The organism is Lysinibacillus sp. COL-1 (genome assembly GCF_059814265.1).
Window position 1 is genome coordinate 1,373,246 of the sequence record NZ_JCAWSJ010000004.1, and the last position, 24,727, is coordinate 1,397,972.

21 protein-coding genes, 1 pseudogene and 2 riboswitches are annotated in these 24,727 nt (G+C 37.5%); of the genes and pseudogenes, 15 read left to right on the plus strand and 7 right to left on the minus strand.

Translation table 11 applies throughout. The annotated features are described in order from the left end of the window. The first annotated feature begins 59 nt into the window (after positions 1–59). From preA to AC6BKE_RS14995, 4 genes and pseudogenes are all read left to right on the plus strand, one after another. On the plus strand, positions 60–1,322 hold the full coding sequence (gene preA / locus AC6BKE_RS14980) for an NAD-dependent dihydropyrimidine dehydrogenase subunit PreA (RefSeq protein ID WP_036118683.1): 1,263 nt from the start codon (positions 60–62) through the stop codon (positions 1,320–1,322). A 138-nt stretch (positions 1,323–1,460) separates the two neighbouring features. Then, on the plus strand, positions 1,461–2,978 hold the full coding sequence (locus tag AC6BKE_RS14985) for an NCS1 family transporter (protein WP_036118680.1): 1,518 nt from the start codon (positions 1,461–1,463) through the stop codon (positions 2,976–2,978). 45 nt (positions 2,979–3,023) lie between these two features. After that, positions 3,024–3,233 (plus strand): hypothetical protein, encoded by a 210-nt coding sequence (locus tag AC6BKE_RS14990; RefSeq protein ID WP_016995612.1) that lies wholly within the window; start codon positions 3,024–3,026, stop codon positions 3,231–3,233. Positions 3,234–3,437: 204 nt separating this feature from the next. Then, a pseudogene (locus AC6BKE_RS14995) lies at positions 3,438–3,551 on the plus strand (IS200/IS605 family transposase); the annotation flags it as partial. Positions 3,552–3,581: 30 nt separating this feature from the next. Here AC6BKE_RS14995 and AC6BKE_RS15000 read toward each other — a convergent pair. Continuing rightward, complete coding sequence (locus AC6BKE_RS15000; protein WP_499857123.1) at positions 3,582–4,751, minus strand: FtsW/RodA/SpoVE family cell cycle protein; 1,170 nt, start codon at positions 4,749–4,751, stop codon at positions 3,582–3,584. A gap of 518 nt (positions 4,752–5,269) precedes the next feature. Between AC6BKE_RS15000 and AC6BKE_RS15005 the strand changes: the two genes are divergently transcribed. The 6 genes from AC6BKE_RS15005 (at position 5,270) to AC6BKE_RS15030 (ending at position 12,132) form a co-directional block, all read left to right on the plus strand. Then, entirely contained in the window at positions 5,270–5,776 is a 507-nt protein-coding gene (locus AC6BKE_RS15005; RefSeq protein WP_499857125.1) for a helix-turn-helix domain-containing protein, read from the plus strand. Next, positions 5,761–6,615, plus strand: coding sequence for an IS3 family transposase (locus AC6BKE_RS15010; protein ID WP_499858310.1), 855 nt, complete (start codon positions 5,761–5,763; stop codon positions 6,613–6,615). The genes AC6BKE_RS15005 and AC6BKE_RS15010 overlap by 16 nt, the downstream gene beginning before the upstream one ends. Before the next feature lie 378 nt (positions 6,616–6,993). Beyond that, positions 6,994–8,367, plus strand: a complete 1,374-nt coding sequence (locus AC6BKE_RS15015; protein ID WP_036118664.1) for an amino acid permease — start codon at positions 6,994–6,996, stop codon at positions 8,365–8,367. Positions 8,368–8,517: 150 nt separating this feature from the next. Beyond that, positions 8,518–9,912, plus strand: coding sequence for a spore germination protein (locus tag AC6BKE_RS15020; protein ID WP_499857126.1), 1,395 nt, complete (start codon positions 8,518–8,520; stop codon positions 9,910–9,912). Positions 9,913–9,937: 25 nt separating this feature from the next. Beyond that, positions 9,938–11,026, plus strand: coding sequence for a GerAB/ArcD/ProY family transporter (locus tag AC6BKE_RS15025; RefSeq protein ID WP_499857127.1), 1,089 nt, complete (start codon positions 9,938–9,940; stop codon positions 11,024–11,026). Then, positions 11,023–12,132, plus strand: a complete 1,110-nt coding sequence (locus tag AC6BKE_RS15030; protein WP_036118653.1) for a Ger(x)C family spore germination protein — start codon at positions 11,023–11,025, stop codon at positions 12,130–12,132. Before AC6BKE_RS15025 ends, AC6BKE_RS15030 begins: the two co-directional genes overlap by 4 nt. A gap of 35 nt (positions 12,133–12,167) precedes the next feature. Here the strand turns inward: AC6BKE_RS15030 and pgeF are convergent, their stop codons facing one another. Next, positions 12,168–12,932, minus strand: a complete 765-nt coding sequence (pgeF, locus tag AC6BKE_RS15035) for a peptidoglycan editing factor PgeF (RefSeq protein ID WP_271912818.1) — start codon at positions 12,930–12,932, stop codon at positions 12,168–12,170. A 162-nt stretch (positions 12,933–13,094) separates the two neighbouring features. Here pgeF and AC6BKE_RS15040 point away from each other — a divergent pair, with 162 nt between their 5' ends. Further along, positions 13,095–13,721, plus strand: a complete 627-nt coding sequence (locus AC6BKE_RS15040; protein WP_271912819.1) for a transmembrane-type terpene cyclase — start codon at positions 13,095–13,097, stop codon at positions 13,719–13,721. Positions 13,722–13,952: 231 nt separating this feature from the next. Beyond that, positions 13,953–14,561: a SafA/ExsA family spore coat assembly protein gene (gene safA, locus AC6BKE_RS15045; protein WP_342535479.1), complete on the plus strand. Its 609-nt coding sequence runs from the start codon at positions 13,953–13,955 to the stop codon at positions 14,559–14,561. A 383-nt stretch (positions 14,562–14,944) separates the two neighbouring features. Here the strand turns inward: safA and AC6BKE_RS15050 are convergent, their stop codons facing one another. Continuing rightward, positions 14,945–15,901, minus strand: coding sequence for a TRM11 family SAM-dependent methyltransferase (locus AC6BKE_RS15050; RefSeq protein ID WP_445668805.1), 957 nt, complete (start codon positions 15,899–15,901; stop codon positions 14,945–14,947). Between the two features lie 421 nt (positions 15,902–16,322). Between AC6BKE_RS15050 and AC6BKE_RS15055 the strand changes: the two genes are divergently transcribed. Next, entirely contained in the window at positions 16,323–17,303 is a 981-nt protein-coding gene (locus AC6BKE_RS15055) for a VanW family protein (protein ID WP_340810791.1), read from the plus strand. Positions 17,304–17,405: 102 nt separating this feature from the next. Next, positions 17,406–18,230 carry a methyl-accepting chemotaxis protein gene (locus AC6BKE_RS15060; RefSeq protein WP_058844608.1) on the plus strand — a complete coding sequence of 275 codons (825 nt, stop codon included), beginning with the start codon at positions 17,406–17,408 and terminating at the stop codon, positions 18,228–18,230. A 53-nt stretch (positions 18,231–18,283) separates the two neighbouring features. On the opposite strand, the gene AC6BKE_RS15065 is transcribed toward AC6BKE_RS15060, so the two are convergent. The 4 genes from AC6BKE_RS15065 to AC6BKE_RS15080 form a co-directional block, all read right to left on the minus strand. Then, positions 18,284–18,901: an HAD-IA family hydrolase gene (locus tag AC6BKE_RS15065; protein ID WP_499857130.1), complete on the minus strand. Its 618-nt coding sequence runs from the start codon at positions 18,899–18,901 to the stop codon at positions 18,284–18,286. 578 nt (positions 18,902–19,479) lie between these two features. After that, entirely contained in the window at positions 19,480–20,865 is a 1,386-nt protein-coding gene (locus AC6BKE_RS15070; RefSeq protein WP_499857132.1) for a DHA2 family efflux MFS transporter permease subunit, read from the minus strand. Positions 20,866–21,227: 362 nt separating this feature from the next. Beyond that, positions 21,228–22,004, minus strand: coding sequence for a YibE/F family protein (locus AC6BKE_RS15075; protein WP_342544900.1), 777 nt, complete (start codon positions 22,002–22,004; stop codon positions 21,228–21,230). Continuing rightward, the gene (locus AC6BKE_RS15080; RefSeq protein ID WP_180957774.1) at positions 22,001–23,071 is read right to left on the minus strand and encodes a YibE/F family protein; all 1,071 of its coding nucleotides are present in this window, start codon (positions 23,069–23,071) and stop codon (positions 22,001–22,003) included. The genes AC6BKE_RS15075 and AC6BKE_RS15080 overlap by 4 nt, the downstream gene beginning before the upstream one ends. 417 nt (positions 23,072–23,488) lie before the next feature. Then, positions 23,489–23,614, plus strand: a riboswitch (FMN riboswitch). Between the two features lie 115 nt (positions 23,615–23,729). Then, positions 23,730–23,855, plus strand: a riboswitch (FMN riboswitch). A 224-nt stretch (positions 23,856–24,079) separates the two neighbouring features. Here AC6BKE_RS15080 and ribE point away from each other — a divergent pair. Further along, on the plus strand, positions 24,080–24,718 hold the full coding sequence (ribE, locus tag AC6BKE_RS15085; RefSeq protein WP_499857133.1) for a riboflavin synthase: 639 nt from the start codon (positions 24,080–24,082) through the stop codon (positions 24,716–24,718). The last annotated feature ends 9 nt before the right edge of the window (positions 24,719–24,727 follow it).

The following is a 24,727-nucleotide window of genomic DNA, read 5'->3' on the forward strand; positions in this document are numbered from 1 at the left end:
CTGATGCTATGCTTTCGGTACAAAATAGCTTGTTAATAAGGGATAGAGGGGGAACTTATATGGCTGACTTACGCATTAATTTAGCGGGTATCAAATCACCTAATCCATTTTGGCTAGCATCCGCACCACCAACGAATTCAGGTTATCAAGTACAGCGTGCATTTGAAGCAGGCTGGGGTGGTGCTGTTTGGAAAACATTGGGGGAACCGATTTTAAATGTGTCCTCTCGTTTTGCAGCAGTTAGTTTTAATGGTCAACGTGTCGCAGGTTTCAACAATATTGAGTTAATTACAGATCGACCATTAGAAGTAAATTTACAAGAAATATATGAGACGAAAAAGAGATTTCCGAATCATGCGATTATTGCCTCGTTAATGGTAGAGCCAAAGCAGGAAAAGTGGCATGAAATTGTGAAACGCGTAGAAGATGTGGGGGTTGATGGTCTTGAGCTTAACTTTGGTTGTCCACATGGGATGGCAGAACGAGGCATGGGTTCTGCCTCTGGTCAAGTCCCTGAGTTGGTGGAAAAACAAACGTACTGGGTAAAGGAAGCAGCGCGTACACCTGTTATTGTGAAGCTAACACCAAACATTACAGATATTACTGTAACGGCGGAGGCAGCGACAAGAGGTGGAGCAGATGCAGTTAGTATGATTAATACGATTAATAGTTTAGCAGGTGTCGATTTAGATTCGTGGAATACAGTGCCTAATGTAGCTGGCAAAGGGGCACATGGTGGCTATTGTGGTCCAGCAGTTAAACCGATTGCCCTCAATATGGTTGCAGAATGTGCCCGTAATCCATTAGTCAATGTACCGATTTCGGGCATTGGTGGTATCTCGAACTGGCAAGATGCAGCAGAGTTTATTTTAATGGGTGCCACAGGCGTCCAAGTATGTACAGCAGCGATGCATCATGGCTTTAGTATTGTGGAGGATATGATTGATGGACTGAATAATTATTTAGATGATAAAGGCCTAGCTTCGGTCATGGATTTAGTAGGTCGCTCTGTGCAAAGATATTCAAGCTGGGGTGATTTGGATTTAAATTATAAAATTGTTGCAGAAATTAATAATGATGTTTGTATCAATTGTAATAAATGCCATATTGCGTGCGAGGATACTTCCCATCAATGTATTGATCTCTATACAGAGGGTGATCGTCCAATGCTAAAGGTTCGTGAGGAAGACTGTGTCGGCTGTAACCTATGCTCCATTGTTTGTCCTGTCGACGGTGCCATTACAATGGTAGAACGTCCATCAACGATTCCGCCAATGACATGGAATGAACGTCAAGCCCTTCTGAGCAGTCTGTCAAAATAATGGCCTCTTTAGCTCAATACTGAATATAAGATAAAAGATGATTAAAATCGAAATTCCACCTTCCTTCAGCATTTGGTGGAGGAAGGCATAACTTCAAGTAGGTTGTCACGGAAATTAGAGAAAAAGGAGAGAAGTAGGATGGAACGTGAAGGGAATTATTTGAAATCCCCAGATTTACTTCCAGTGACACATCAACAAAGAAATATTGGAACATTTGGTTTTGCAGTGATTTGGATTGGCATGGCGATTGTTCTAGCGGCTTTTGCCATTGGTGGCTCAGCCATTATGAACTTATCACTACCAATGGTTATTGTAGCAACATTGGTAGGCTCTTGTTTAATCGGTGTCTTTATGACGTTAATTGGTGATATAGGAATTGAGCATGGGCTATCATTCCCAGTCTATATGCGTGCACCTTTTGGCACATTCGGTACACATATACCTTCCCTTGTACGTGGTGTCACAGCTGCTTGTTGGTTTGGTCTTAATACGTATTTCGGTGCTTTAGCGATAAATGGTATTTTAAATTTAATGTTTGGCTTTAATAATTGGTTTATCTGTTTCCTTGTATTTGCTGCTCTTCAACTTTTTAATACATCCCTAGGTATTAAATCCATTGAGCGCTTTGCTGATTTAGCAGCACCTGTCATTATTTTAATTTCTTGTTGGATGTACTACACATTAGCAGATAGTGCAACGTCACAAGGAAAAAATATTTGGACGTGGGTGGAAACCCCAACAACAGGCATTGCTGCTTTTACCGCTTTTATGGTAGTCGTGATGGCAAATATGGGCTTTTGGGCAACACTCGCAGCCGATATGCCTTCCCTATCTCGTTTCTTTAAGGCACCTAAAAATGAGCGAAATTGGTTTAAACGTAATAAAACACAGCTTGTTGGCTCATTAATTGTTATGCCAATTACCAATACATTCATTGTCGCAATTGGAGCAGTTTGTTATATGGCTGTTGCATCGGCTGATCCGATCAACGCCCTACAACAAAGTGCAAGCGGCTTTATTTTAGGTATTTTATTGTTGATGATTGTGTTAGCGCAATGGTCGACTAATACCTCTGCCAATGTTGTGCCAGCTGCGACGATTTTCTCTAATATTGGCGGTCCTAAAGTACCGTTTTGGGTAGGGGTTGTCATTGCAGGAATTATTGGTATTATTGCACAGCCTTGGAGCCTATTTGATGTGATGGTCAATGTCCTATTAATAATTGGCGGTATTTTAACGGCCATTGTAGGTATTTTATTTGCTGATTATTACCTAATTCGTAAACGCCGTGTTCATGTTAAAGAGCTTTATGAGTTAGATGGGCAATTTAAATATTATAAGGGCTTTAATATGGCCGGGTTAATTGCCTGGGTCATTGGGGGAGCGGTCGCGAATATTTTTGCAACTTATTCCTCTTTAGTAGGATTTGTTGTTGGAGCGGCTGTATATTATGTATTAGCGAAGTATTGGTGGTTTAAAAAGTATCCACAGGCGGAGCTAGAAGACCCGAGTGATGCCAAATATTTAGGCATTACAGTCGGGCATAATTTGGATGAACTATTTGGGCAACCAGCATCTGCTCCAACGTCGGCCCTAGAGGAGGAAGAACTTGTGGAGCAACCAGATCCTCTGTTAGAAATGAAGGGCGCCGAGTAAGATAGACTACATCAAGACATTTTCAAAAGAAGGTGAGGTGATGACATGTCTGAATTCCAACAAAGCACAGAGGAAATCCAAAAAGTAGATCATTATTTAGATAGTGGCTTTAAAATCAAATATGTCTACGAAAATTTAAGTGGGATGTTTGTAGAATTTGCTCGTCAGGAAGAAGTGACATTGTTGCAAATTCTGACAGCGGATGCACGTAAATACTTCTCTGCAAAATTACAAGAACAAACATTATTACAATAATGACCTACACTCTATTCCTTTCAATGAGATGGGAATAGAGTTTTTTGTATCTTTTGAAACGATGCGAGGGTTCCAAAGAGCTTCTAGCTATAGACAAGAAAAAAACCCTTTCGTACAATGAGGTCTGGTCAATCAACTTCGTACGAAAGGGAATCCAAATGGATTATAAAAGTTTAGCACACAACATGGAATTGTAAGTATTAAATCGTCTTTGCTCCCCAGTATAGAAGACAGATTATTTATGGGCAAATCAAAGCAGATATAGGTAAAGTTTTACGCCAGATGGTAAGCATAAGAAAGCTACTCCTGCTAGAAGCAGTAATACTAAAAGCTTATACATTTCATTACTTATTCCTTTGTTGCTTTAAACATATAGCCGCTATAAGATTTGTAGATAATCATCACAATACCCATTAGCATAAAATTTGATATTAGTGAACTTCCACCATAGCTTAAAAATGGCAGTGTCATACCAGTTACTGGTAGAAGCCCAATGGTCATACCAATATTTTGGGTAATTTGGAAGGCCAATAAGCTAGAAATTCCTGCACCCATCAGTGTCATAAATGGGTCTCTTGCTTGTACTGTAATAACAACAATACGGTAAATAACAAAAAATAAAAGTGCAATTATAAAGGATCCTCCAATAAAGCCTAGCTCTTCGGCAATATTCGCAAAAATAAAATCAGTATGTTTCTCCACGACATAAACATTATTGTTCATGTATCCTTTCCCAGTAAACTCACCTGTACCAATTGCTAAAAACCCCTGCCTCGTTTGATAAGAAGAATCTGGATATTCATATGGCTGTAACCAACCATGAATTCGAGAAATTTGATGCCCTGATAATTTATTTAAAATTTTATCTGTAAAAAAATCGTGGGATTTTACATATAAAAGTACCACAACACTAATAATTGATAGAGGGACGGCTGTAAAGATGACAAGCAATTTTCTTTGTATGCCTGAAAAGAAAATCATTGGTAAAATCATCGACATATAAAGCATGACCATGCCTGTATCAGGTTGCTTGTAAACGGCGAGCATCGGTGGAAGTGATATAATAGCAATTATGAAGAGAAGCCTCATATCCGTGAAAAAGGTAGGACGTTCGTATTTCTCTCGATGTGCGACGATAACCTTGCTGACAACGATTAAAAAGGCGAACTTTAAAAACTCTGACGGCTGAAATGATCCTAGCAAAGGAATTTGGTACCAGCGCTTCGCCTCGTTTATAGTTCTAGCTATACTTTCAGGTGCAATGAATAAGCTAAATGTTAATAACACCATTATCCAATAAAACGGCCAGCCAATTTTTTTAAGCTGTTCAATATCAAGTATGGCTATCCCATACATAGTTAAAAATCCGATTATGTAATAAATAAACTGCTTTATAATAAATGAGCTTGAATACTGTTCGAACACCGTACTACTGGAATGGACAAAGAGACAACTAATCATACCTAGTAGCATCAAGCTAATTACTAAACCTTTATCCAATTTATTGAAATGTAACATTCAAATATCTCCCCTTTGTTAGAAGCAACTATTAACGATAACGATTGGTAACTATGGAAGGTTGCGACATAACGGGGTAATAAATTTGACTTCAGATTATTTTGCTTAACTATTCATCCAATTTCCACAAAAATAGAACAAGTGATTTCTAGCTATATACTTTAATTATTGGTGATATATGGATAACTGGTTTTTTGATACATATGGGAAAGACAAGCTACTTGTACTATCGAATGGATTATTAGGTATTTTTAATGTTGATAATTTAGGGAAAAGTTATACTAGCCTATTAATCAAATTAAGCGTTAAAAGAAGTCTCTACTAACCTAGTGGAGACTCCTCTTAGTGTGGAAAAACAAAACAGTCAATTGAAAGGTAGAAATGGATTTCCGTTGCAGGCTACTTGCTTTCCTGTGGGCGAGCGCCGAGCCGCTTCCTCCGTGCAGGGGCTCGCCTGTCTCGCTATGAGCTGCACCCAAAATATTGGACTTAAAAATCTACTATAGGGGGTGCAGGTAGTGATTTCTGATGAACAAAAATTAGCCGCAGTTCTAGCTTACTTTGAAGAAAAAGAAAGTACGTATCAGATTGCCAATCGATTACAGAGGGATCGACAGTACATTCGATTATGGATTGAATTATATCGCTATCATGGCATCGAAGGAATTATTCGTCCTCAAGGGTTCACGAATTACGAAGATTCTTTTAAAATAAAAGTAATTCAACACCTGATAGAGACGGGCGATTCGCTCCTTCAGACTGCTGCGAAGTTTAATATTCCTTCCCGTGAAACCATTCGGAGATGGAAAAAACAATGGATGTCAACGGCTGGTGAGGTGCTCTATCAAGTAGAAAAGGAGCGCCAATCAATGCCAAAAAAACAACCAGCTTCGTCCGATTTAAATGAAAAAACAACGGAAGAGTTAAAAGCGGAAATTGAGTATTTACGGATGGAAAATGCCTATTTAAAAAAGTTGAAAGCCTTAGTTCAAGAAAAGGATGCCTTCAAATCCAAGAAAAAGTAAGAGCTGTTGATGAGCTAAGGTTGGATTTCCCTCTTCAAGCTCTATTAAAAGTGGCAAACATCAAGAAAAGCACGTATTATTATCACCTTCACAAAAGGACAACACCCGATAAATATGAGCAGATCAAAGAACGAATTCAGACGCTTTTTCATTACCATAAGGGGCGTTATGGCTATCGTCGTATTTGTTTAGCCCTCCGAAATGAAGGGTTTTTCATCAACCATAAAACGGTCCAACGATTGATGCAAGAAATGGGCTTAAAAGGGACGATCCGCCCTAAAAAATACCGTTCGTATAAAGGGACAGTCGGCTATGTCGCAGAGAATATCATCCAACGTGATTTTGAAGCCACTGCACCCAATCAGAAATGGGTAACCGATGTAACGGAGTTTAAAATAAACGGTCAAAAAATCTATGTATCGGCTATATTAGATTTATTCAATCGAGAAATCGTTGGATATGAGGTATCAAAATCACCTAATTTTGAGTTAGTCCAACAGTCTTTGAAAATGGCGTTTACGTATACACAGCTATCAGAAAAGAGTGGCTTAATCATCCATTCTGATCAAGGATGGTTATATCAAATACCACGTTTTAAAGCGTTATTGGCCACTTATGAAATCAAGCAAAGTATGTCACGGAAAGGGAATTGTTTAGATAATGCCGTGATAGAAAGCTTTTTTGGCATTATGAAATCAGAATTTCTATACGCAACAACGTTTAAGAACTACGAAGCATTCAAAAAAGCGTTAGTAGACTATATCCACTACTACAATCATGAACGGATAAAAATAAAACTCAACGGAAAAAGTCCAGTTGAGTTTCGAAGAGTTTCTTAAAAGTTCAAATTTTTGGGGTCAGTTCATAGCGTCACAGATGAGACCCTGGAGCGAGCGTAAGTGAGTGAAGCGGCTCATCGGACGCCCCCTGGAAAGGGCGCTGACGGAACGGAAATCAACCTCTCACCTTGCAAATTTGCTTTTTCTGCCGTTGACATCATCTTTTTTCAACAACATGAGAAGTCTCTACTAACCTAGTGGAGACTCCTTTGCGTTATTTAGTAAAGTTATAAAATGAAAGAGCGGTATGAGCTAAATCTATCAAAATATCATTATTTTTTGTTTTTCCTAAAAATACATTTGTCTTTTTTAGAAAAATTGATTATGATTTTAAAGGTATTCAACGTAGAGAGAACATCAGAAAAGAGGCGTTAACGAGTGGCCAATAAGGAATTAAAACGAGGATTAGAAGCACGTCATATCCAAATGATTGCACTTGGCGGTACGATTGGTGTAGGGCTATTTATGGGCTCGGCCAGTGCAATTCAATGGACGGGACCTTCTGTACTCCTTGCCTATGGTATTGCAGGTATTTTTATTTTTTTCATTATGAGGGCAATGGGTGAGATGCTTTATATGGAGCCGAGTACAGGCTCTTTTGCAACGTTTGGCTATAAATATATCCATCCTTTAGCGGGGTATTTAACAGCGTGGAGTAACTGGTTCCAATGGGTTATTGTTGGGATGTCTGAAATTATAGCAGTCGGAACGTATATGCAATACTGGTATCCAGAATTACCAGCGTGGATACCAGGTCTTATTGCGATGATTATTTTAGGTTTGGCGAACTTTATTTCTGTCAAATCATTTGGGGAATTTGAATTTTGGTTTGCGATGATTAAAATTGTCACGATCATTTTAATGATTGTAGCAGGTGTAGGGCTGATCTTCTTTGGCTTTGGCAATGATGGTATTGCAATTGGTTTATCTAATTTGTGGAGTCACGGTGGCTTCTTTACAGGTGGCTGGACAGGCTTCTTCTTTGCCTTATCTTTAGTTGTTGCTGCATATCAAGGGGTAGAGCTTATCGGGATTACGGCTGGAGAAGCAAAAAATCCACAAAAAACGATTACTAATGCCATTCAAAGTATCATTTGGCGTATTTTAATTTTCTATATCGGTGCGATCTTTGTCATTGTGACGGTGTATCCTTGGGATGAACTTGGGACAATAGGTAGTCCATTTGTGGCGACATTTGCTAAAGTAGGTATTACAGCTGCCGCAGGTATCATTAATTTTGTTGTAATCACAGCAGCTATGTCAGGCTGTAACAGTGGGATTTATAGCGCTGGACGTATGTTATATACTCTTGCGATGAATGGACAAGCACCAAAATTTTTCGCCAAGCTTTCAAGGAATGGCGTACCTTTATTTGGAACAGCAGGTGTGTTAGTCGGGTTATTCATTGGTGTCATCCTAAGCTATATTGCTCCTGAAAATTTATTTGTTTATATATATAGTGCGAGTGTTTTACCAGGAATGATTCCATGGTTTATTATTTTAATCAGTCAAATTCGCTTTAGAAAAGAGAAGGGTATGCAACTGGCTAAGCATCCTTTCAAAATGCCTTTCGCACCCATTACAAACTATGTAACGATTATCTTTTTAATCATGGTATTAGTTGGTATGTGGATTAATGATGATACACGTATATCATTAATTGTCGGTATTATTTTCCTAATCCTCGTAACAATTAGCTACTATGTGTTTGGGATTGGCAAAAACCGCTACAGTAAAGATTCTATAGAATAAGCTAGAGGGATGTATCTCAACGTGAGATGCATCCTTTTTCTGTCTATTTTTACTAGCACAATTTTTACATAAATGAACGGATAAAAGCCAAACTACTAAAAAATGAATGACAATGACTGGTATTCATCGGAATTAAAGGGGTTGAAAGAAATGAACGAGATACCGGAACAAATTGTAGCTAAATTGACGCAGGAGATCAACGAAATTGATGATGTAAAACTGAAAATGGTGGCGACAGAAGAGGGAGATGTCACGGTCATTTATTTCTCCTCGCTCATTGAAAAAATGACCTTACAAACCATGGTGACGATTCCGTTGGCTAATAATTTAAAACAAATTCATCAAGTCGCTCAATATGTGGACCCAAAGGATGTCCAGGGAGCCGTTAAAAAATTGAATGCTGGGCAAACCCTCCTTTTTTTTCATGAAACGAATGCGTTGTTAAGCGTGGATACGTATAGTGCACCGACAAGGGCCATTACAGATACTGAAACGGAGTCCACAGTAATCGGTCCACAGGATGCATTTACAGAATCATTAGAAACAAATATTTCATTGGTGAGAAGACGCATACAAAGCGCTATGCTTAAAAACGAAAACCGTGTTGTCGGGTCTGAAGCCAATATTAAAATCTCGATTATGTATATGGATAATATTGTGAGTCATAAAAATTTAGAGGATTTAAGAAATCGGATAGATCAAGTGGATTATCCATTATTTACGGATATATCTGTGCTGAAGCAATTAATTGAGGATAATCCGTTATCACCCTTTCCGCAATATTATATGACAGTTCGTCCAGATAGTATTTGCCGTTATCTCCTAGATGGTAGAATCGTCGTTTTTATGGATAATAGTCAGTTAGCAATTGTTTGTCCTACATCTTTTTTTGAAATGTTTGTGTCGATTGAAGATTATTACAACCGATGGACAACGGCAACTTTACTAAGGATGTTACGCTTTTTTGGTTTTTTCCTAACGATCATGATTACCCCAATGTATATATCAGCTCTAACCTTTCATCCAGAAATATTGCCCTATGAATTATTATTAGATCTTCAAGAGTCGAGGAGTAAAGTACCATTTCCACCGCTGATTGAAGTGCTATTTATCGAGCTGATTATTGAAGTGTTACGAGAAGCGGGTTCTCGAATGCCTGCCAAAGTCGGTCAAACAATTGGTATCGTAGGAGGTATTGTTATTGGGACCGCTGCTGTAGAAGCGGGGTTACTCAGTAATATTCTCATCGTGTTAGTTGCGACATCTGCCTTATTATCGTTCCTACCGCCGATTTTCTTAATGAGTAATACTAGCCGTTTTGTGCGCTATATTTTTATCTTATCAGCAGGACTCTTTGGCTTATTTGGCCAGATGCTCGCCTTTGCCTGGTTAATTCATCATTTATTAAGTTTAAAATCTTTAGGAACGCATTATATGACACCCGCTATTCCTAGAAAGCCAAGCGATTTATTGGATGGTGTCATCCGATTTCCAACTAAATACCTAAAAAGTAAATCAGGTCTTTCAAAAGCACAGAAAAAATAGAACTAGAAGAATGAGGTGGTCAACTTTGAGTACAACGAAAGGCAAAGTATTAAATCGCTATCATGTCATTTTTTTAGCTCAAAGTGTAATGCTTGGTACGGGTATCCTTTCACTACCTCAAAAATTAAGTTCTATGGGATATTCTCAAACATTTATGCCGCTTTTATATGGTCTGATAGCGACTCTTACACTGTTTGCAATGGTATGGCTGTGTTCGAAATTTCCTAATGATGATTTATTTAAGATGAACGAAATACTTTTAGGCAAATATATTGGGAAAGCTATCAATTTTTTCATCATTTTACAATGTACTGTTTTTAGTGCAGGGATTATAAGTAACTATATGCATTTAATACAAAGTACAGCGTTACAGGAACAAACGATTACATTACCTGTACTTTGCTTTTTACTTTTGCTTATTTACATCGTAAATGGCGGTATAAAATCAATTGCAAGATTTTGTATCATGACATTTTTTATTACGATTTGGATGTTCTATTTTACACGGTGGGCGATTGAAAAAGGGAGTGTAAGTCATCTTCTACCTCTCTTTAATTTTACGACTAAAGAGTTTTATGCAGCATTCAAGCAAGGCTATTTTTCATTTCTTGGATATGAATTAATTGTATTTTATTTTCCTTTTATCATTGATAAAAAGAAGGCTTTTCGTCATTCCTTATTAGGCGTTTGGATTAGTGTTTTTTTATGTTTTATCACAACGCTTATTAGTGTGATGTATTATTCGGAATGGCAATTGAAAAATGTAGAGTTTTCGGTGTTGAATTTATTTAAAGCAGGGGAATTTACCTTTATAGAGCGTATTGATATTATTGGCATTACACTTTGGGTATTTCTGATTTTAACTTCTATGACTGCTTATGTATGGTGTGCGAAACAAGGTGCCCATGCATTATTTCCGTTACCTAAAAAAAAGAAGAATTATTACTTATATATGATTACCTGTCTGATTTTTGTCATTATTAAAATGCCTGTTTCGCGAGAGGTTCAGGATAAATTATTTATGGCAAGTAACTATATAGGGTATATCTTAATTATTTGGCCACTATTTTTAATCATGATCTACTTATTTAGGAAAAAGCAGGTGCAAGTATGAAAACACGTCTATGTATACTCAGTTTGATTGTTTTAATTTTACTTGTGGGCTGTTCTCGAAAAGAACTAAAAGTGCCATTAGAGGATATTGGCATGGTTGATTCGATGGCATTTGATTACATTGATGAAAATGAGATGAGGCTTACAGTGGCTATTCCTCAATACTCTCCAGAGGCAGAGCAGGATACGCAAAATTTTTCCATTACGACAGATCTAGTGTCCAGTGGCATAGTCAAAATAGAAAAACAATCAGATAAAAAGATTGTTTTCAATCAATTACGTGTGGTATTAGTCAATGAGGATTTTGCACGAAAAGGAAATGTCAGAAAGATTATTCAGCATTTATATCGCAATGCAGAGGTGGGAAATAAAGTGCTCATCGCTGTTGTAAAAGATAACGCAGAAGCTATTCTAAAGGGAGATTATCCTGATAAACCTAATATTAACTTTTATTTAAATGATCTATTAGAACCTAGTATTAATACAGCCTTTAATCCAAACACCAATATCCATGATTTTATGTATACAATTACGAATCCAGTAATTGATACCATTTTACCTTATATTGAAAAGCGAGGAGATAAATTAGAGGTGGAAGGTGTTGCAATTTTCAAAGGAAATCATATGCATGAACTGATTAAACCAGAGGAAGCACTGGTGATTCAAGCTTTGAATGGACGGAAAAATCTTGCTCCGTTACACTTAGACTTAAACGCAGGGCATGGGGAAGAGAAACTCATGATTGATTTAATTGAGAGCAGTGTAAAAAAAGAGAGTAATCAAAACGTGAATTCACCAAAATTAACGATTTTCTTAACAATCAAGGGTACATTAAGCGAGTATAAGGGTAAAAGAGAATCTCATTTGTTTACAGTTGAAAGCATTAGTAATTTAGAAAAAGATGTGAATAAACAGCTTGAACAGGATATTGGTGATTTTTTAGAGCGATTAAATAAAGCAGAGGTGGACCCAGCTGGCTTAAGTGAGGAATTTAGAATGTACTATCATGGGAAATGGACGACGAAAAAAACGAGGGCGCTTATTAGTAAATTAGACGTTAAAGTCCATGTAGAAACGTCCATTATTAGTACAGGTACATTAAAATAAATGGAGGCCAATTCGTCAAGAATTGGCCTTTGCTATTAGGATGTTTTCCGCATAATAAAGCTTAAATGTCTTCCTGCCTGTTTGTCCTGACGGTAGGAAAAGCCATTTGGGCTAAGGAACGTACAAGTTTCATCAATTTGAATTTTGTCAGCTGGAATACCAGCAAGCTCACATTGTTTTTTTACTGTTTGCTGATTATCAATATGATATTTATTCGTTTCTGCATTGTAGTACATAAAGTCTTCCGCATAACCAAGGCTGTGAAACTTTTCGTAGACATCTGCGTCCACCTCAAACTTTTGCTGACTCAGTGCCATACCAATTTGGACATGAAAATCCTCTGGTCGACATTGTTCTTCATTCATCAGATGCTCAAACAATTTGGGCGTTATTTCTTTGACAGTTCCTTGCCAACCTGAATGAATAACGCCAACTAGTCCGTTCACAGCATTATAAAAAATAACGGGAACGCAATCAGCCGTAAAACTACATAATAATAAATTCGGCTCTATGGTATAAAGGGCATCGGTATTTTTAACTGCTGTATCGATTTGCTCAGCACCTCGCCCTTTATCAGCTAATGTGACTTTATGAAAGTTCGCACTATGTGTTTGCTCGGTGCAAATAAAATGCTGCAAATCACAGTTCAACGTAGCGGCTAAATGCTGCCGATTGTCGATGATAGCTTGAACATTATCACAAATATGCAAAGCCATATTGTTTTGCTCTAGTTCCATGTCATCTTTCAAGGTAGTCCCAGCGATAAATTGTTCATTATCCACATAAATTTTTGTTTTCATTCAATCACCTCGTTTTACTATATAAGATTACTTATGGAATGTATAGGTTGCATCTATTTGATATTTAGCTACCCCTTTACCCTTCTATTAAACTTTTAGACATAATGAATCGTTTTCCTCACATATAGTAGGAGGAATGCTATATAGGGGAGAGAGCGAACATTGACTGAACTAAACCTATTATTAATTTGCCAATTAGGAATGGGTCTGTTTTGGATAATTACATACATACTCGTGATTTATAAAGGGTGGCAAGATAAAAAATATGGAATGCCTATGGCCGCTATTTGTGCCAATATTTCATGGGAGTTTATCTTTGCTTTTATTTACCCACAAAATGATCTCCAACGATACATTACACTCATTTGGCTTGTATTGGATATCTTTATTTTAACGCAGTTTTTACGCTATGCGCCAAGTGAATATCGTAGGATACTTACTAAAAAAATATTGTATGGCTCCTTTTTGGTTACGTTTCTTTTCAGCATGTTGATGATTTTTGGCATCGTCTATGAGTTTCAGGATTTTGAAGGGAAGTACACAGCATTTTTCCAAAATCTTATGATGTCAGGGTTATTTATCGCTTTATTGTTGCAAAGAGGGAACTTAGCCGGTCAATCAATGGGAATTGCCGTCTGTAAAATGGTAGGTACATTGTTTGCTGCGGTTGGCTTTTATCTCTACTTCCGTACGCCATTGATTACCATTATTTCCATGGCAACGCTCTTTTATGATGGGCTCTATATTCTACTAATTTATCGATTAAAACGTAAACAATTAGCAAAATAGGCTATTTTGAGTCATTTTAAATAGCTGAATGTATTAGTAATGTATGCCAATTACAAAAAGATTGCAACTTGATGACAAAGCATATGATGAAAAATAGCGTAATAAAGGGTTTTGTTCGTTTGTGTTGTGTCGATGTCATACAATTGTAAAAATCCTTCCAAATATTTTGTGATGATTATGGCTCTGAAACTATTTACGATAATAGTAGAGCAAACAGGAAGGATGATGAACATGTTCAAAAAAATAAAAAAAGCAACACTCTCTTCAGTAATCGCAGCTTCATTATTAGTACCAGCAGCGGCAATGGCAGCCGAATCCTATACAGTGACATCTGGTGACACACTTTGGAAAATAGCGTTGAAAACTGAGACAGGCGTACAAGAATTAATAGATGCCAATCCACAGCTTGCCAATCCGAATCAAATTTCCCCTGGGCAAAAAATCAATATCCCTGTAAAGGAACAGGCCACGGTTGAGCAAGAGGTTGTTAAACTTGTTAATGCAGAACGCGCCAAAGCAGGTCTGCCAGCATTACAGGAAAATTGGGAGCTATCCCGAGTAGCCAAATATAAATCTCAAGATATGCATGATAAACAGTACTTTGACCATACAAGCCCAACATATGGTACACCTTTTACCATGATGAAAAACTTTGGTATTACGTACAAAGCTGCTGGTGAAAATATTGCAAAAGGTCAACGCTCAGCTCAAGAAGTTGTAACAGCTTGGATGAACAGTGCAGGACATCGTGCCAATATTCTCAATAAAAGCTATACCCATATCGGTGTAGGCTATGTGCAGGATGGTCATTATTGGACACAAATGTTTATTCAAAAATAAAATAGGACACTGTTCTGTACTTGAGCTTTTTTACAAGAGTTAAAAATGATAGAGCATCTACTGGCTCATTTGATAGCTAGTAGATGCTCTTTTTTACGTAAACTTTGAACGTCATTTCTGTTGCTTCGCGAGTAATCCTCTTTCTTCACGGGAATTCATCTTGCTTATAGACAATAAGGCGTGCTAATTAGTAGAAATAACTTTTCATGCGATACGGCTGAAAGTTAGTAATTAAAATTCCGATGATTTCTCTATAAATTAGAATGGACGAGGGTTTTCAGTTAAGATTCTATATTAAAAGTTGCACAACAATATATTAACCCTGTTCTAAAATTAGGACAGGGTTAACATTATTTTATTGTCCTTCACCATATAGGTGTTTCTCATTTACATAAAATAATTTGACGTAAAAAAGACTGTTTTTTAGCAATACATCGGTCAACTATCTCGAATCCAGCTTCTTCAATTAAGTCATCAATCGTATCAATTGTGGCAATAATAATTTTATCTGAAATTCGTCGGGCGTGCTTTAGTATCTCACTTTGTTCTTCCCTTGATGCGTGAGTAAATAAGTTATATGGTAAATCAACAATCGCTACATCATAGTGCTCCGTTACCTCTGAAATCGGTCCTAGTGTAATTTTACCTTCTAGTCCGAAATAAGTGATATTACTTCTGGAACCCTGACATACATGATAATTAATGTCTCGACCTTCAATATCAATTCCCATTGAAAGTCCCTCTATTATGACAGTTCCTATTCCACAACAGGGATCGATAGCACGTACATTTTCTATATGTGGAACTGCAATATTAGTAATAGCACGAGCAACTCTTGTGCTCAATGCGGTTGAATAATTGTGTGGCTTCTGTTTATGTTTAAGCCAAATGGGTTCACTTTTTGTATAGTTGCCAAAATACCAACGACCGTCTAACGTAATAATCCCCAAGATAATTTCTGGATTGTCTAAATCTGGTTCTCCGTTAATCGACAATCCAATTTCTCTTTCAATTTTACGACGCTCTGCATGGTTTATCTTATTAGTAGTATTTATGACCATTTTATTTAAACTAATTACTTTGTAAGTGTTTTCTCCTACATTGAAATGCTTAAGACGATCCTTTAATACGTCTAAATCATTCTCTTCATATAATATCTCAAGTCTCTCTTCAATAAATGGGCTACGGCTTGGATCAATTTTAACATCGCTAATTAAATAGTTTGAGTCAGAATCTTTTCCAAAAAATGAGCGCATCTCCATTCTACATAAATCATATTCATCAATATGATGAATATAAGTGTAGATATACTTATCACGTATTTTTAAATCATTAGTCAATTTATTTTTCTTCCTTTAAATTCCAGATTTTATTTATGGGAAATGTAGTTATAAGTAGTGTTTTAATATAAAACAAAATTTAGTCATTTATTTTAATCTAAAGAATCATTCTACTAAACTTTAGCCTTATTTGCCATTTTATTTCTTTGAGAAATAATGTTTTTAGGCTGTATAAATGATTCATGCGGAATAATCTTATCTAAATTAAGATAGCGAAGAGAAAATAGCTGCACCAAATAGTACTTACAATCCTCTATCGTCTAAAGGTTTATTCAATCATAAAATTTCACAGGTAATGGTGGCCTTCATATAGTGTGTTTTTGCAGTATTGACAAATAAAAATCATCAAAAAACAACACACTATGAGCAATCTACGAATAAGATGTCTCTGTAGTATGAAGATAGAGGTAGGTGTTCATGGTTGAGAAAGAAGTGGCTGGCTCTATGCGGCATTATCTGTACGCTTGGGCTAGTAGGATGTCAGGACAAAGCGGCAAACGATAACAAGCTAGAACAAGAAATTCAACAACATGAAGAAGCTCAGCAGTCTGTTACGTATGAACAAGAGCACCCAATTGAGCCTATTGTAGAGCTTATTGATCCCGTAACACAGCAGATGGTTCAAACAATCTCTCCTAAGGAATTTGGCTTTGACACAGATCCGCAAGCTTATTACCAGCAGCTAGAACAATTAGCAAAGGAATTGGCGAGAGGAACAGACACAATGACTGGCTATGATCAACGAATGGTGCTCGATCGATTGGGAGAAGAAGGGCAAGTAATCAAAGGAAGACCGCAAACTATTTTAAAAGAAAGCGAATTAGTAGAGCGAATTCTAGAGGCTTCAACGACGGGTGGTCAAGTGGAAATGCCGCTCTATGTAACAGAAAGTGGCTATTATTTAGAGGATCTTCCTTTATTAGAGGAAATCGTTGTTGCATCCTATACGACATATTTCAATAGCACAGATAGTGGAAGAAATAAAAACATCGAGCTGTCGGCTAGGGCGATCAATAATGTCATTGTAGGTAGTGGGGATTATTTTTCTTTTAATACGATTGTGGGTCCGAGGGATGAAGCGAATGGCTATCAACCTGCACCGGAAATTATTAATAAGAAGGTAGTCATGGGGATTGGCGGTGGAATCTGTCAAACGTCTTCAACACTGTTTAATGCTGTCGATCAAATTTCAATTAACTATGTGGAGCGTCATCACCATTCCTTAGATGTGGGGTATGTACCTAAAGGAAGAGATGCTACTGTTTCCTACGGCAGTTTAGACTTTAGGTTCCAAAACACGAATGATGTACCATTTTTAATAAAGGCTACCTATGGCAATGATTTTCTAACAATTGAAATCAGAACGGCAGCGAAATATGTAGAAAAATTGACAAAGTCATAATGGCATGACAAGACACCACTGGACGTTGGTGTCTTTTTTTAAGTGACATGATATAGTTAAATTGAGATATTTTACAAAAGCTTTGGGAGAAGGGGGAAGACAATGCATCCAAAACTACAGGCAGCGATTGATTCGATTGATTTATACCAAGCAACTTATCCAGAGGATGCTTGTGTCATCGTGGCAGATAGAGAGAAAGTTCTTGCCTATAAACCGGGGAAACGTGTTGATTTAAAAGTAGGGGTTGGTGAACCAGTACATAAATATCGAGGGACTGCAACGGAAATAGCCTTAAGCTCAGGCCGCTTTGTGAAAGAAGAGCGCGGGGCGGAAGGGTTTGGCATGGCATACATTGCCTCTGCACAGCCTATTTTTGACGGAGGTCAGGTAATTGGTGTAGTAAGTGCCATTATTTCCAATGAAAAAATGGATAGTATGCGCTTGTTGGCAACTGAGCTTTCAAGTGCTGTTGAAGAAATGACGACTACCAATGAAGGATTAGCTACTTCCAGTATGGATGTGTCCAATCGTTTAGAGGAATTATCGAACTTCTCGGAATCGATGGCAAGTGATATTAAGCAGATTAATGACATTGTGAATTTAGTAAAGGATTTGGCTATGAAATCCAAAATTCTCGGCTTGAATGCATCCATTGAAGCAGCACGTTCAGGTGAGCATGGTCGTGGCTTTGCCGTGGTTGCTTCAGAAATACAAAAAATGTCCCAAAGCAGTACAGAAAGTGCTGATAGCATTACAGTGCAACTAGAAAATATTAAACAATCCATCGATCAAGTCAATGCGTCAGCAAATCAAATTTCTGCGTTTACACAGCAATTTGCTGCGAGTATGCATGAATTAACAGATGCCTATAAAGGGGTTAATAGCACGGCAGAAAAGCTCATGCAGATTAGTGAGATGAAAGGATAATAATATAAAAAAAGGATAATAGACAGGTAACATGCTATTATCCTTCCCCATAATTAAATAATCTCTAAAATTTCCTGTGGTGTAGCGACCTTATATTCAGGATTTTCGTTTTGCACGACCTCTATGGCATCATAGCCCCATTCTACCCATACAATCGGGACACCTGCTTTCTTACAAGCCACGATATCCCTTTGTTCATCCCCAATATATAACACGTCAGCTGAGTTGACATTTGAGTCCTTTAAAAACTTTTTCATCACTTTATCCTTGCCAAAAATTCGATTGGAGCAAAGAACATCTGCTACACAGTGAATACCGTTCATTTTAAGAAATGCTAAAATATTTTCCTTAGAATTAGAGGAAATAATAATGATTTTATAGCCTCTCTTATCAATTTCCATCAGGACTTCCTTCATTCCATCAAAAAGATGAACATCATTTAATGATTGATGATACAATTTATAAAATTGCGGTAAAATCATGGGCAATTTATACATTGGGAAATCAAATAATTTACTGCGTTCAGAAATCGATAATTTTTTCAGTGTATCAATTTCCTTTAATTCGATGCCTTTAAATTTATATTTTTGCGCTAATGTATTCCATGCTGATGCAAACACTGCGGTTGAATCTGCCAGTGTTCCATCAAAATCAAAGATAATATGCTTCATTGCCAATTTTCTCCTTTTCCATCTCGTTGTAATTGACGTTTTATCTTAATTCAGCAAGTGTTTTTTGTACCAAAAGTGAAGCAGTACTTTAGAGAAAGAAAAATATTTGTGTTGTTTTCTCCAATGGGTGTTCAAATGCCCGCTAAAAAAGCTGAACTCAGGCTAAGAATGCCACATCTTGTGCCATATCTGAGTAATCATCATCATGTTAACCCGAAGCCTCGGCGGAAGTCACTGATTTTGAAGTTGACCTGCACGATGCAAGTCAGTTAACTGTCACAGGACGTGATGGTCTGAGGTTAACATTCTACTCATCAGCTCGAAAAAACGGGGCGCAAAGTTGATCTGCGCGAAAATGCAGAATCAGCGGCAATTACGTCAAAGGCGTAATTGATGTTTAAAGATATGACATAGGATGGGCGACCTAGTGTAGTGCATCATGAAACAACAACTATTTTGAGCGTACGTAAACATCTTATGGTAAATATTATCAGAAAATACTGCGATTGCAACGGAAATGACATAACAAAAGGAGGTGCCTTAAAATTCCTTCGAGACACCTCCCTTCTATACTAAAATTATTGAGTTTTTTTCAAAAAGAAAGAGAGTATGACATTGATGATTGCCAGAGCAAAACTGATTGCAAAGACAAATGCAGAGCCTGAAGCCGCCGCCTCTTGAGCATTAGTTGTACTGTCAGTTAAGAATTGCTGTTGCTTAGCTGAGAACAACGAGACCATTACAGCAATGCCTATGGCACCTGATACTTGTTGAGAGGTTTGTGTAATCGCAATACCATCAGGAAAATATTGTCTTGGCAAAGCATTGAGCGTATTCGTTTGGACAGAGGCTAATACCATACCAACCCCAAGCATCATGATGATATGTGTTAACACTAATGCCCAAGTAGCTGTTTCGGTACCATTTAAAGCATAAAGTCCATAGCCAATCACAACAAGTATGGTTCCGGGGGTAATGATTGCACGTGGTCCGTATTTATCGAAGTATTTACCGATGGTTGGTGCTAATAGGCAGTTTAGTAGACTACCAGGGAGCATCATTAAACCTGTTACAAAGGCCGATACCAAAAGTGCCGTTTGCATATAAATCGGGAGCACCACTAGCATAGACAGCATATTGAAGAAGGTAATCATATTCATCAGAAGACCCAATACGAACATTGGATACTGGAAAGCTCTCAAATTTAACATAGGATGGTCCATTTTTGATTGACGCAACACAAATAAACATAAGGCAATTACACCTAGTAAAATGGTGCTAAGTACGTTGATGCTTGTCCAACCCAATTCTCCACCGCTACTTACACCATAGACGATGCCACCAAAGCCAATCGTAGATAAGATAATAGACCATATATCTATAGCAAGCTGCTTTCTTTCATTCACATTGGGAATAAAGATAAAACCAAAAATGATCGAGAATAATAAGAAGGGGACAGTAACCCAAAATATCCAGTGCCAGGATAGCGTATCTAAAATCATCCCTGCTAATGTCGGGCCGAAAGCGGGTCCTGCTAAAATGACGAGACCCATCATCCCCATAGCACTACCACGTTTATTAGCTGGAAAAATCGTGAAAATCACATTTTGCGTTAATGGTAATATAATCGCTAAACCTGCAGCTTGAATAACACGTGCTATAAGTAAGACAGCAAAGATTGGTGCAACAGCGGCAAGTATGGTACCAATTATGGAAAAGAGTAAAGAGATTATAAACATTTGGCGAGTGGTAAATTTTTGCATTAAAATGCCTGTAACAGGTACTAAAATGCCTAATGTGAGAAAATAGCCTGTTGCTAGCCATTGGATAGTTGTGGCATCCACGCTGAAAAGTTGGCTAAGTTCCCCTAGTGCAATATTTAATGCTGTCTCACTAAATAGCCCTACAAAGCCGGCTACTAAGAGAGCAGCCATAATTGGACCTGTTTTTATTTCCTTATTCACTGTAAAAACTCCTTCAAAAATGTTCAACTTTCATAGAATATATAAAAACAGAATATTCGGAAAAATAAAGTTGCGATGCTTCTACTATTTCATGTTCTGCATTATAAAAAAGTCTATGAAGATATAATCGTGATGTCGATTATCAGCGATCATGATTCCTTTTAGCTAGTACACCTCCGCGATACTAACTGCTCTGTTTTTTACTATAGCAAAAAAAAATTCTCAAATGTAAGTACTAATTTGAGCGATTACTATACGATTTCATCATTTAGACACATTTTTTTGAGATAGCATTCATTTTTTGAAGGAGAGGAGGAGATTTGTCCAGACCTCTCACAAACGAGTGATAGGTCTGAACTCTTTTATGAGAGCTTTTCGGTTTTTTCACGTGTTCGAATTAAGTAATAGGCATTGACGGAGGAGGCGATCGGAATAATCAGTGCAATACCGATGCCAGCACAAAAAATAGTCGTCAATTCAGCACTAAAAACCTTGGAGTTGACGATTTCACCAATCGAATAGGAGAGATCTTTGAACCATATTAATAAGCTTAAATAGCCACCAAAGAAAGCGAAGAATAACGTATTCGTATCGGTTCCTAAAATATCTCTCCCGATATTTAAGCCGGATGTAAATAATTTCTTTCTACTAATCGAAGGGTTACGATAAAAAATCTCATGCATGGAAGTAGCAATGGAAATAGCGACATCCATAATTGCTCCAATCGTACTCATAATAATGACGGAGGCACCAATCTGCACAAAATCAACACCAATATAAAGGGAAAAGATGCTTATTTCTTCTGTTGATTCTTCACCAAATCCTTGAATCATCAACTTTTTCGTTACAAATGTAATAAAAAGAAGTAAGACAACAATCGTCACCATAGTGGAGATAAATGCTGTAATGGTTTTACTGTTTGTTTTATTGATATAGAAAAGGCTAATACAACTAATAATTGTACAGGCAACGAACGTTAAGATGATGGGGCTATTTTTAGGGTTGGTCATTAAAAAGATCGTCACAAAGAGCACACCGAAATTTAGGAATAAAGAAAGAAACGAACGTACACCTTGCTTCCCGCCAATTGCGACCATCAATAGACATAAAATAAAAGCTAATAACACAATTACATTCATTCTTGAACCCTCTTTCGATTAATGAAAAATAGAGCAGTATACTGACTGATCGGAATCGTGAGGACAACCCCAATACCACCTGCTAAGGCGCGAGCTAATTCTAAAGAAAGATTCAAGGACAGCGTGAGTCCTAAAGTAGAAGAATTTTTCAAATAGAGAATAACCATCGGTATGGAGCCACAAAGGTAGGCAAAGAACAAAATACTCGTAATGGTGCCCATAATATCTTTCCCGATTTCATGCCCTGAAGATTTAAGTGCCTTCACAGAAATAGTAGGGTCTTGTTCATATAAAGCAAAGATTGAAGAAGCCATCGTAATAGAGACATCCATGACAGCCCCAAGTGAGCCAATAAATAAGCCAGCCATAAAGACTGTACGATAGGGGCGTGTTAAAAATTGCATTTCTTCATAGCGAAGACCGTTTTCACCAGTTAACCACATCACGACAGAGCTAATGATGAGTGCCATAACGGTTCCTAAAAGTGTAGACACAATAGCTGCATACGTTTTCGTGTTCAAGCCGCTAATCAGTAACAACGAAATGATCGTAAATAGAAGAGCGCAAATACCACTGATGACTAACAAGCTCAGGTTACCATGTTTCACATATAAATCTAACGCGAATGATAAAATCAATGCATTGACAATTAAACTAATGATGGAAAACAAGCCTTGTCTTTTTCCTATAAGGAGTAAGACAAAAATAAAAATCCACGCAATCATGAGAAGGGTTTGATCTCGTTTTAAATCGAGAATGGTCCCAGTTAGCCCTGACTGTGATGCGTGATTATCTATGGAGACAAAGATTTCATTGCCCACACGGTATTCTTGATCGAAAGCTCCAGAGGCGGAATAGTCATTCGTCAAATGGATGGATTGCCCTTTATGTGGTCCATTTTGTATCACGGCTGTAATATGCTGTGTAAATAAATAATCATCATTATCATACATATCTGTCATTGGTTCTGATTCTGCTACATCAGCTTTTATCACCTCAGCAATCGGTCGATCATAAAATGATTCATTATGATGAACGAACACAATCGAAAGCACGCAGCAGAGCATTAATAAGGCATAGAAAATACCTTGCTTCAATGGGATGTTTTTAAAAAATAGCAAGTAAATGACCTCCAAAGTGCTGGACTGAATTGTCACTTGTAAAGGAACGTTTTAGTGAAAGGGAAGTTCCATGCACAGTTTAAATGTTATCAGTTTAATGATTTCGTTTACATTTATCAAGTCATTGTTATATTAAGCTGAAGACTCCCTTGCTGACGAGTGATTAAACACCTGATAACACCATCAAAAAACGCCGCCTCCTGTGGCAATAATATTGCATGTTGCCTCAATGCCTCAGGCGGACGTCACAAACGCGAAAAACCTGGATGCATTGTTGATCTGCTATAATTCTTTTTGAAAAATTTTTAAAAAGAAGGATGGATAATAGAATAAAATAGTGTTATCGTAATATTAGCTAAATAAAAAATCCTTCAGGGTAGGGTGAAATTCCCGATCGGCGGTGATGAAGTAATTCAAAGTCCGTGAGCGCAAGCTGATTTGGTGCAAATCCAAAACCGACAGTTATAGTCTGGATGGGAGAAGGGTAAAAATGCGAGCTTTTTAAATTGATTGTAATTTAGAAGGTTTATTTGCCTATGCATTTATTACACTACTTCCCACAAGCTTGTTGGGAAGTTTTTTATTTAGTGCCAATCGAATAGAAGATGTTCTTCGGGGTAGGGTGAAATTCCCAATCGGCGGTGATGAAGTAATTCAAAGTCCGTGAGCGCAAGCTGATTTGGTGCAAATCCAAAACCGACAGTTATAGTCTGGATGGGAGAAGAACAAATGAGATGACAGTCTATGGAAAAAATAGTTTTCAATTAGGCTTATTTGTTGATGTCTTATTACTCCCAAACCCCTTTGCTGAAAGGGGTTTTTGTTTTTTATCGATAGCTAGAGAAGGAGGAGACGGATAAAACTAGAGAAGTGACGGATAGACCTTCGAAACTGATGGATAAGACTTCAAAAGTGAAGGATAGAAACCTAAATCAATGAAAAGTAGGTGATGGAATGTTTACAGGGCTTGTAGAGGATATTGGCATTTTAAAAGCCATGCAAAGCGATAGGGACAGTATGAAAATAACAGTTCAATCAGCCAAAATAGCAGAAGATGTCAAGCTTGGAGATAGTATCGCGGTTAATGGTGTTTGTTTAACGGTGACATATTTTACGGAACAGATGCTTACGATGGATGTGATGCCTGAAACAGTCAACGCAACCAATTTACAGCAGCTCGTGGTAGGGGATTCCGTGAATTTAGAGCGTGCCATGCCTGCTAATGGGCGATTTGGCGGTCATTTTGTTGCTGGACATGTGGATGGGGTCGGTAAAATTTTGCGAAAACGTCCAGTAGCCAACGCAGTCTATATCGATATCGAATTGTCAGAGGAACTAACCAAATTTTGCATTCCAAAGGGTTCTATTACGATTGATGGCACAAGCTTAACCCTTTTCCATGTTGACACGAACAGTGTCACGATTTCACTAATTCCCCATACGTACAAAGAAACCGTATTAGGCATGAAGAAGGCTGGAGCGATTGTGAATATCGAAACAGATTTAGTTGGTAAATATATTGTACAGCACCTGAAAAAAGGGCAAGCAACACCAATCATTACGAGAGATTACTTAGCACAACATGGTTTTTAACAAACTGAA

Bases quoted from the DNA above. Each gene is read 5' to 3' on its own strand.
- safA (WP_342535479.1), top strand. From the start codon at position 13,953: ATGTTCAAAAAAATAAAAAAAGCAACACTCTCTTCAGTAATCGCAGCT.
- AC6BKE_RS14985 (WP_036118680.1), top strand. From the start codon at position 1,461: ATGGAACGTGAAGGGAATTATTTGAAATCCCCAGATTTACTTCCAGTG.
- AC6BKE_RS15030 (WP_036118653.1), top strand. From the start codon at position 11,023: ATGAAAACACGTCTATGTATACTCAGTTTGATTGTTTTAATTTTACTT.
- ribE (WP_499857133.1), top strand. From the start codon at position 24,080: ATGTTTACAGGGCTTGTAGAGGATATTGGCATTTTAAAAGCCATGCAA.
- AC6BKE_RS15080 (WP_180957774.1), bottom strand. From the start codon at position 23,071: ATGCTCTGCTGCGTGCTTTCGATTGTGTTCGTTCATCATAATGAATCA.
- AC6BKE_RS15020 (WP_499857126.1), top strand. From the start codon at position 8,518: ATGAACGAGATACCGGAACAAATTGTAGCTAAATTGACGCAGGAGATC.
- AC6BKE_RS15075 (WP_342544900.1), bottom strand. From the start codon at position 22,004: ATGAATGTAATTGTGTTATTAGCTTTTATTTTATGTCTATTGATGGTC.
- AC6BKE_RS15065 (WP_499857130.1), bottom strand. From the start codon at position 18,901: ATGAAGCATATTATCTTTGATTTTGATGGAACACTGGCAGATTCAACC.
- AC6BKE_RS15000 (WP_499857123.1), bottom strand. From the start codon at position 4,751: ATGTTACATTTCAATAAATTGGATAAAGGTTTAGTAATTAGCTTGATG.
- preA (WP_036118683.1), top strand. From the start codon at position 60: ATGGCTGACTTACGCATTAATTTAGCGGGTATCAAATCACCTAATCCA.
- AC6BKE_RS14990 (WP_016995612.1), top strand. From the start codon at position 3,024: ATGTCTGAATTCCAACAAAGCACAGAGGAAATCCAAAAAGTAGATCAT.
- pgeF (WP_271912818.1), bottom strand. From the start codon at position 12,932: ATGAAAACAAAAATTTATGTGGATAATGAACAATTTATCGCTGGGACT.
- AC6BKE_RS15060 (WP_058844608.1), top strand. From the start codon at position 17,406: ATGCATCCAAAACTACAGGCAGCGATTGATTCGATTGATTTATACCAA.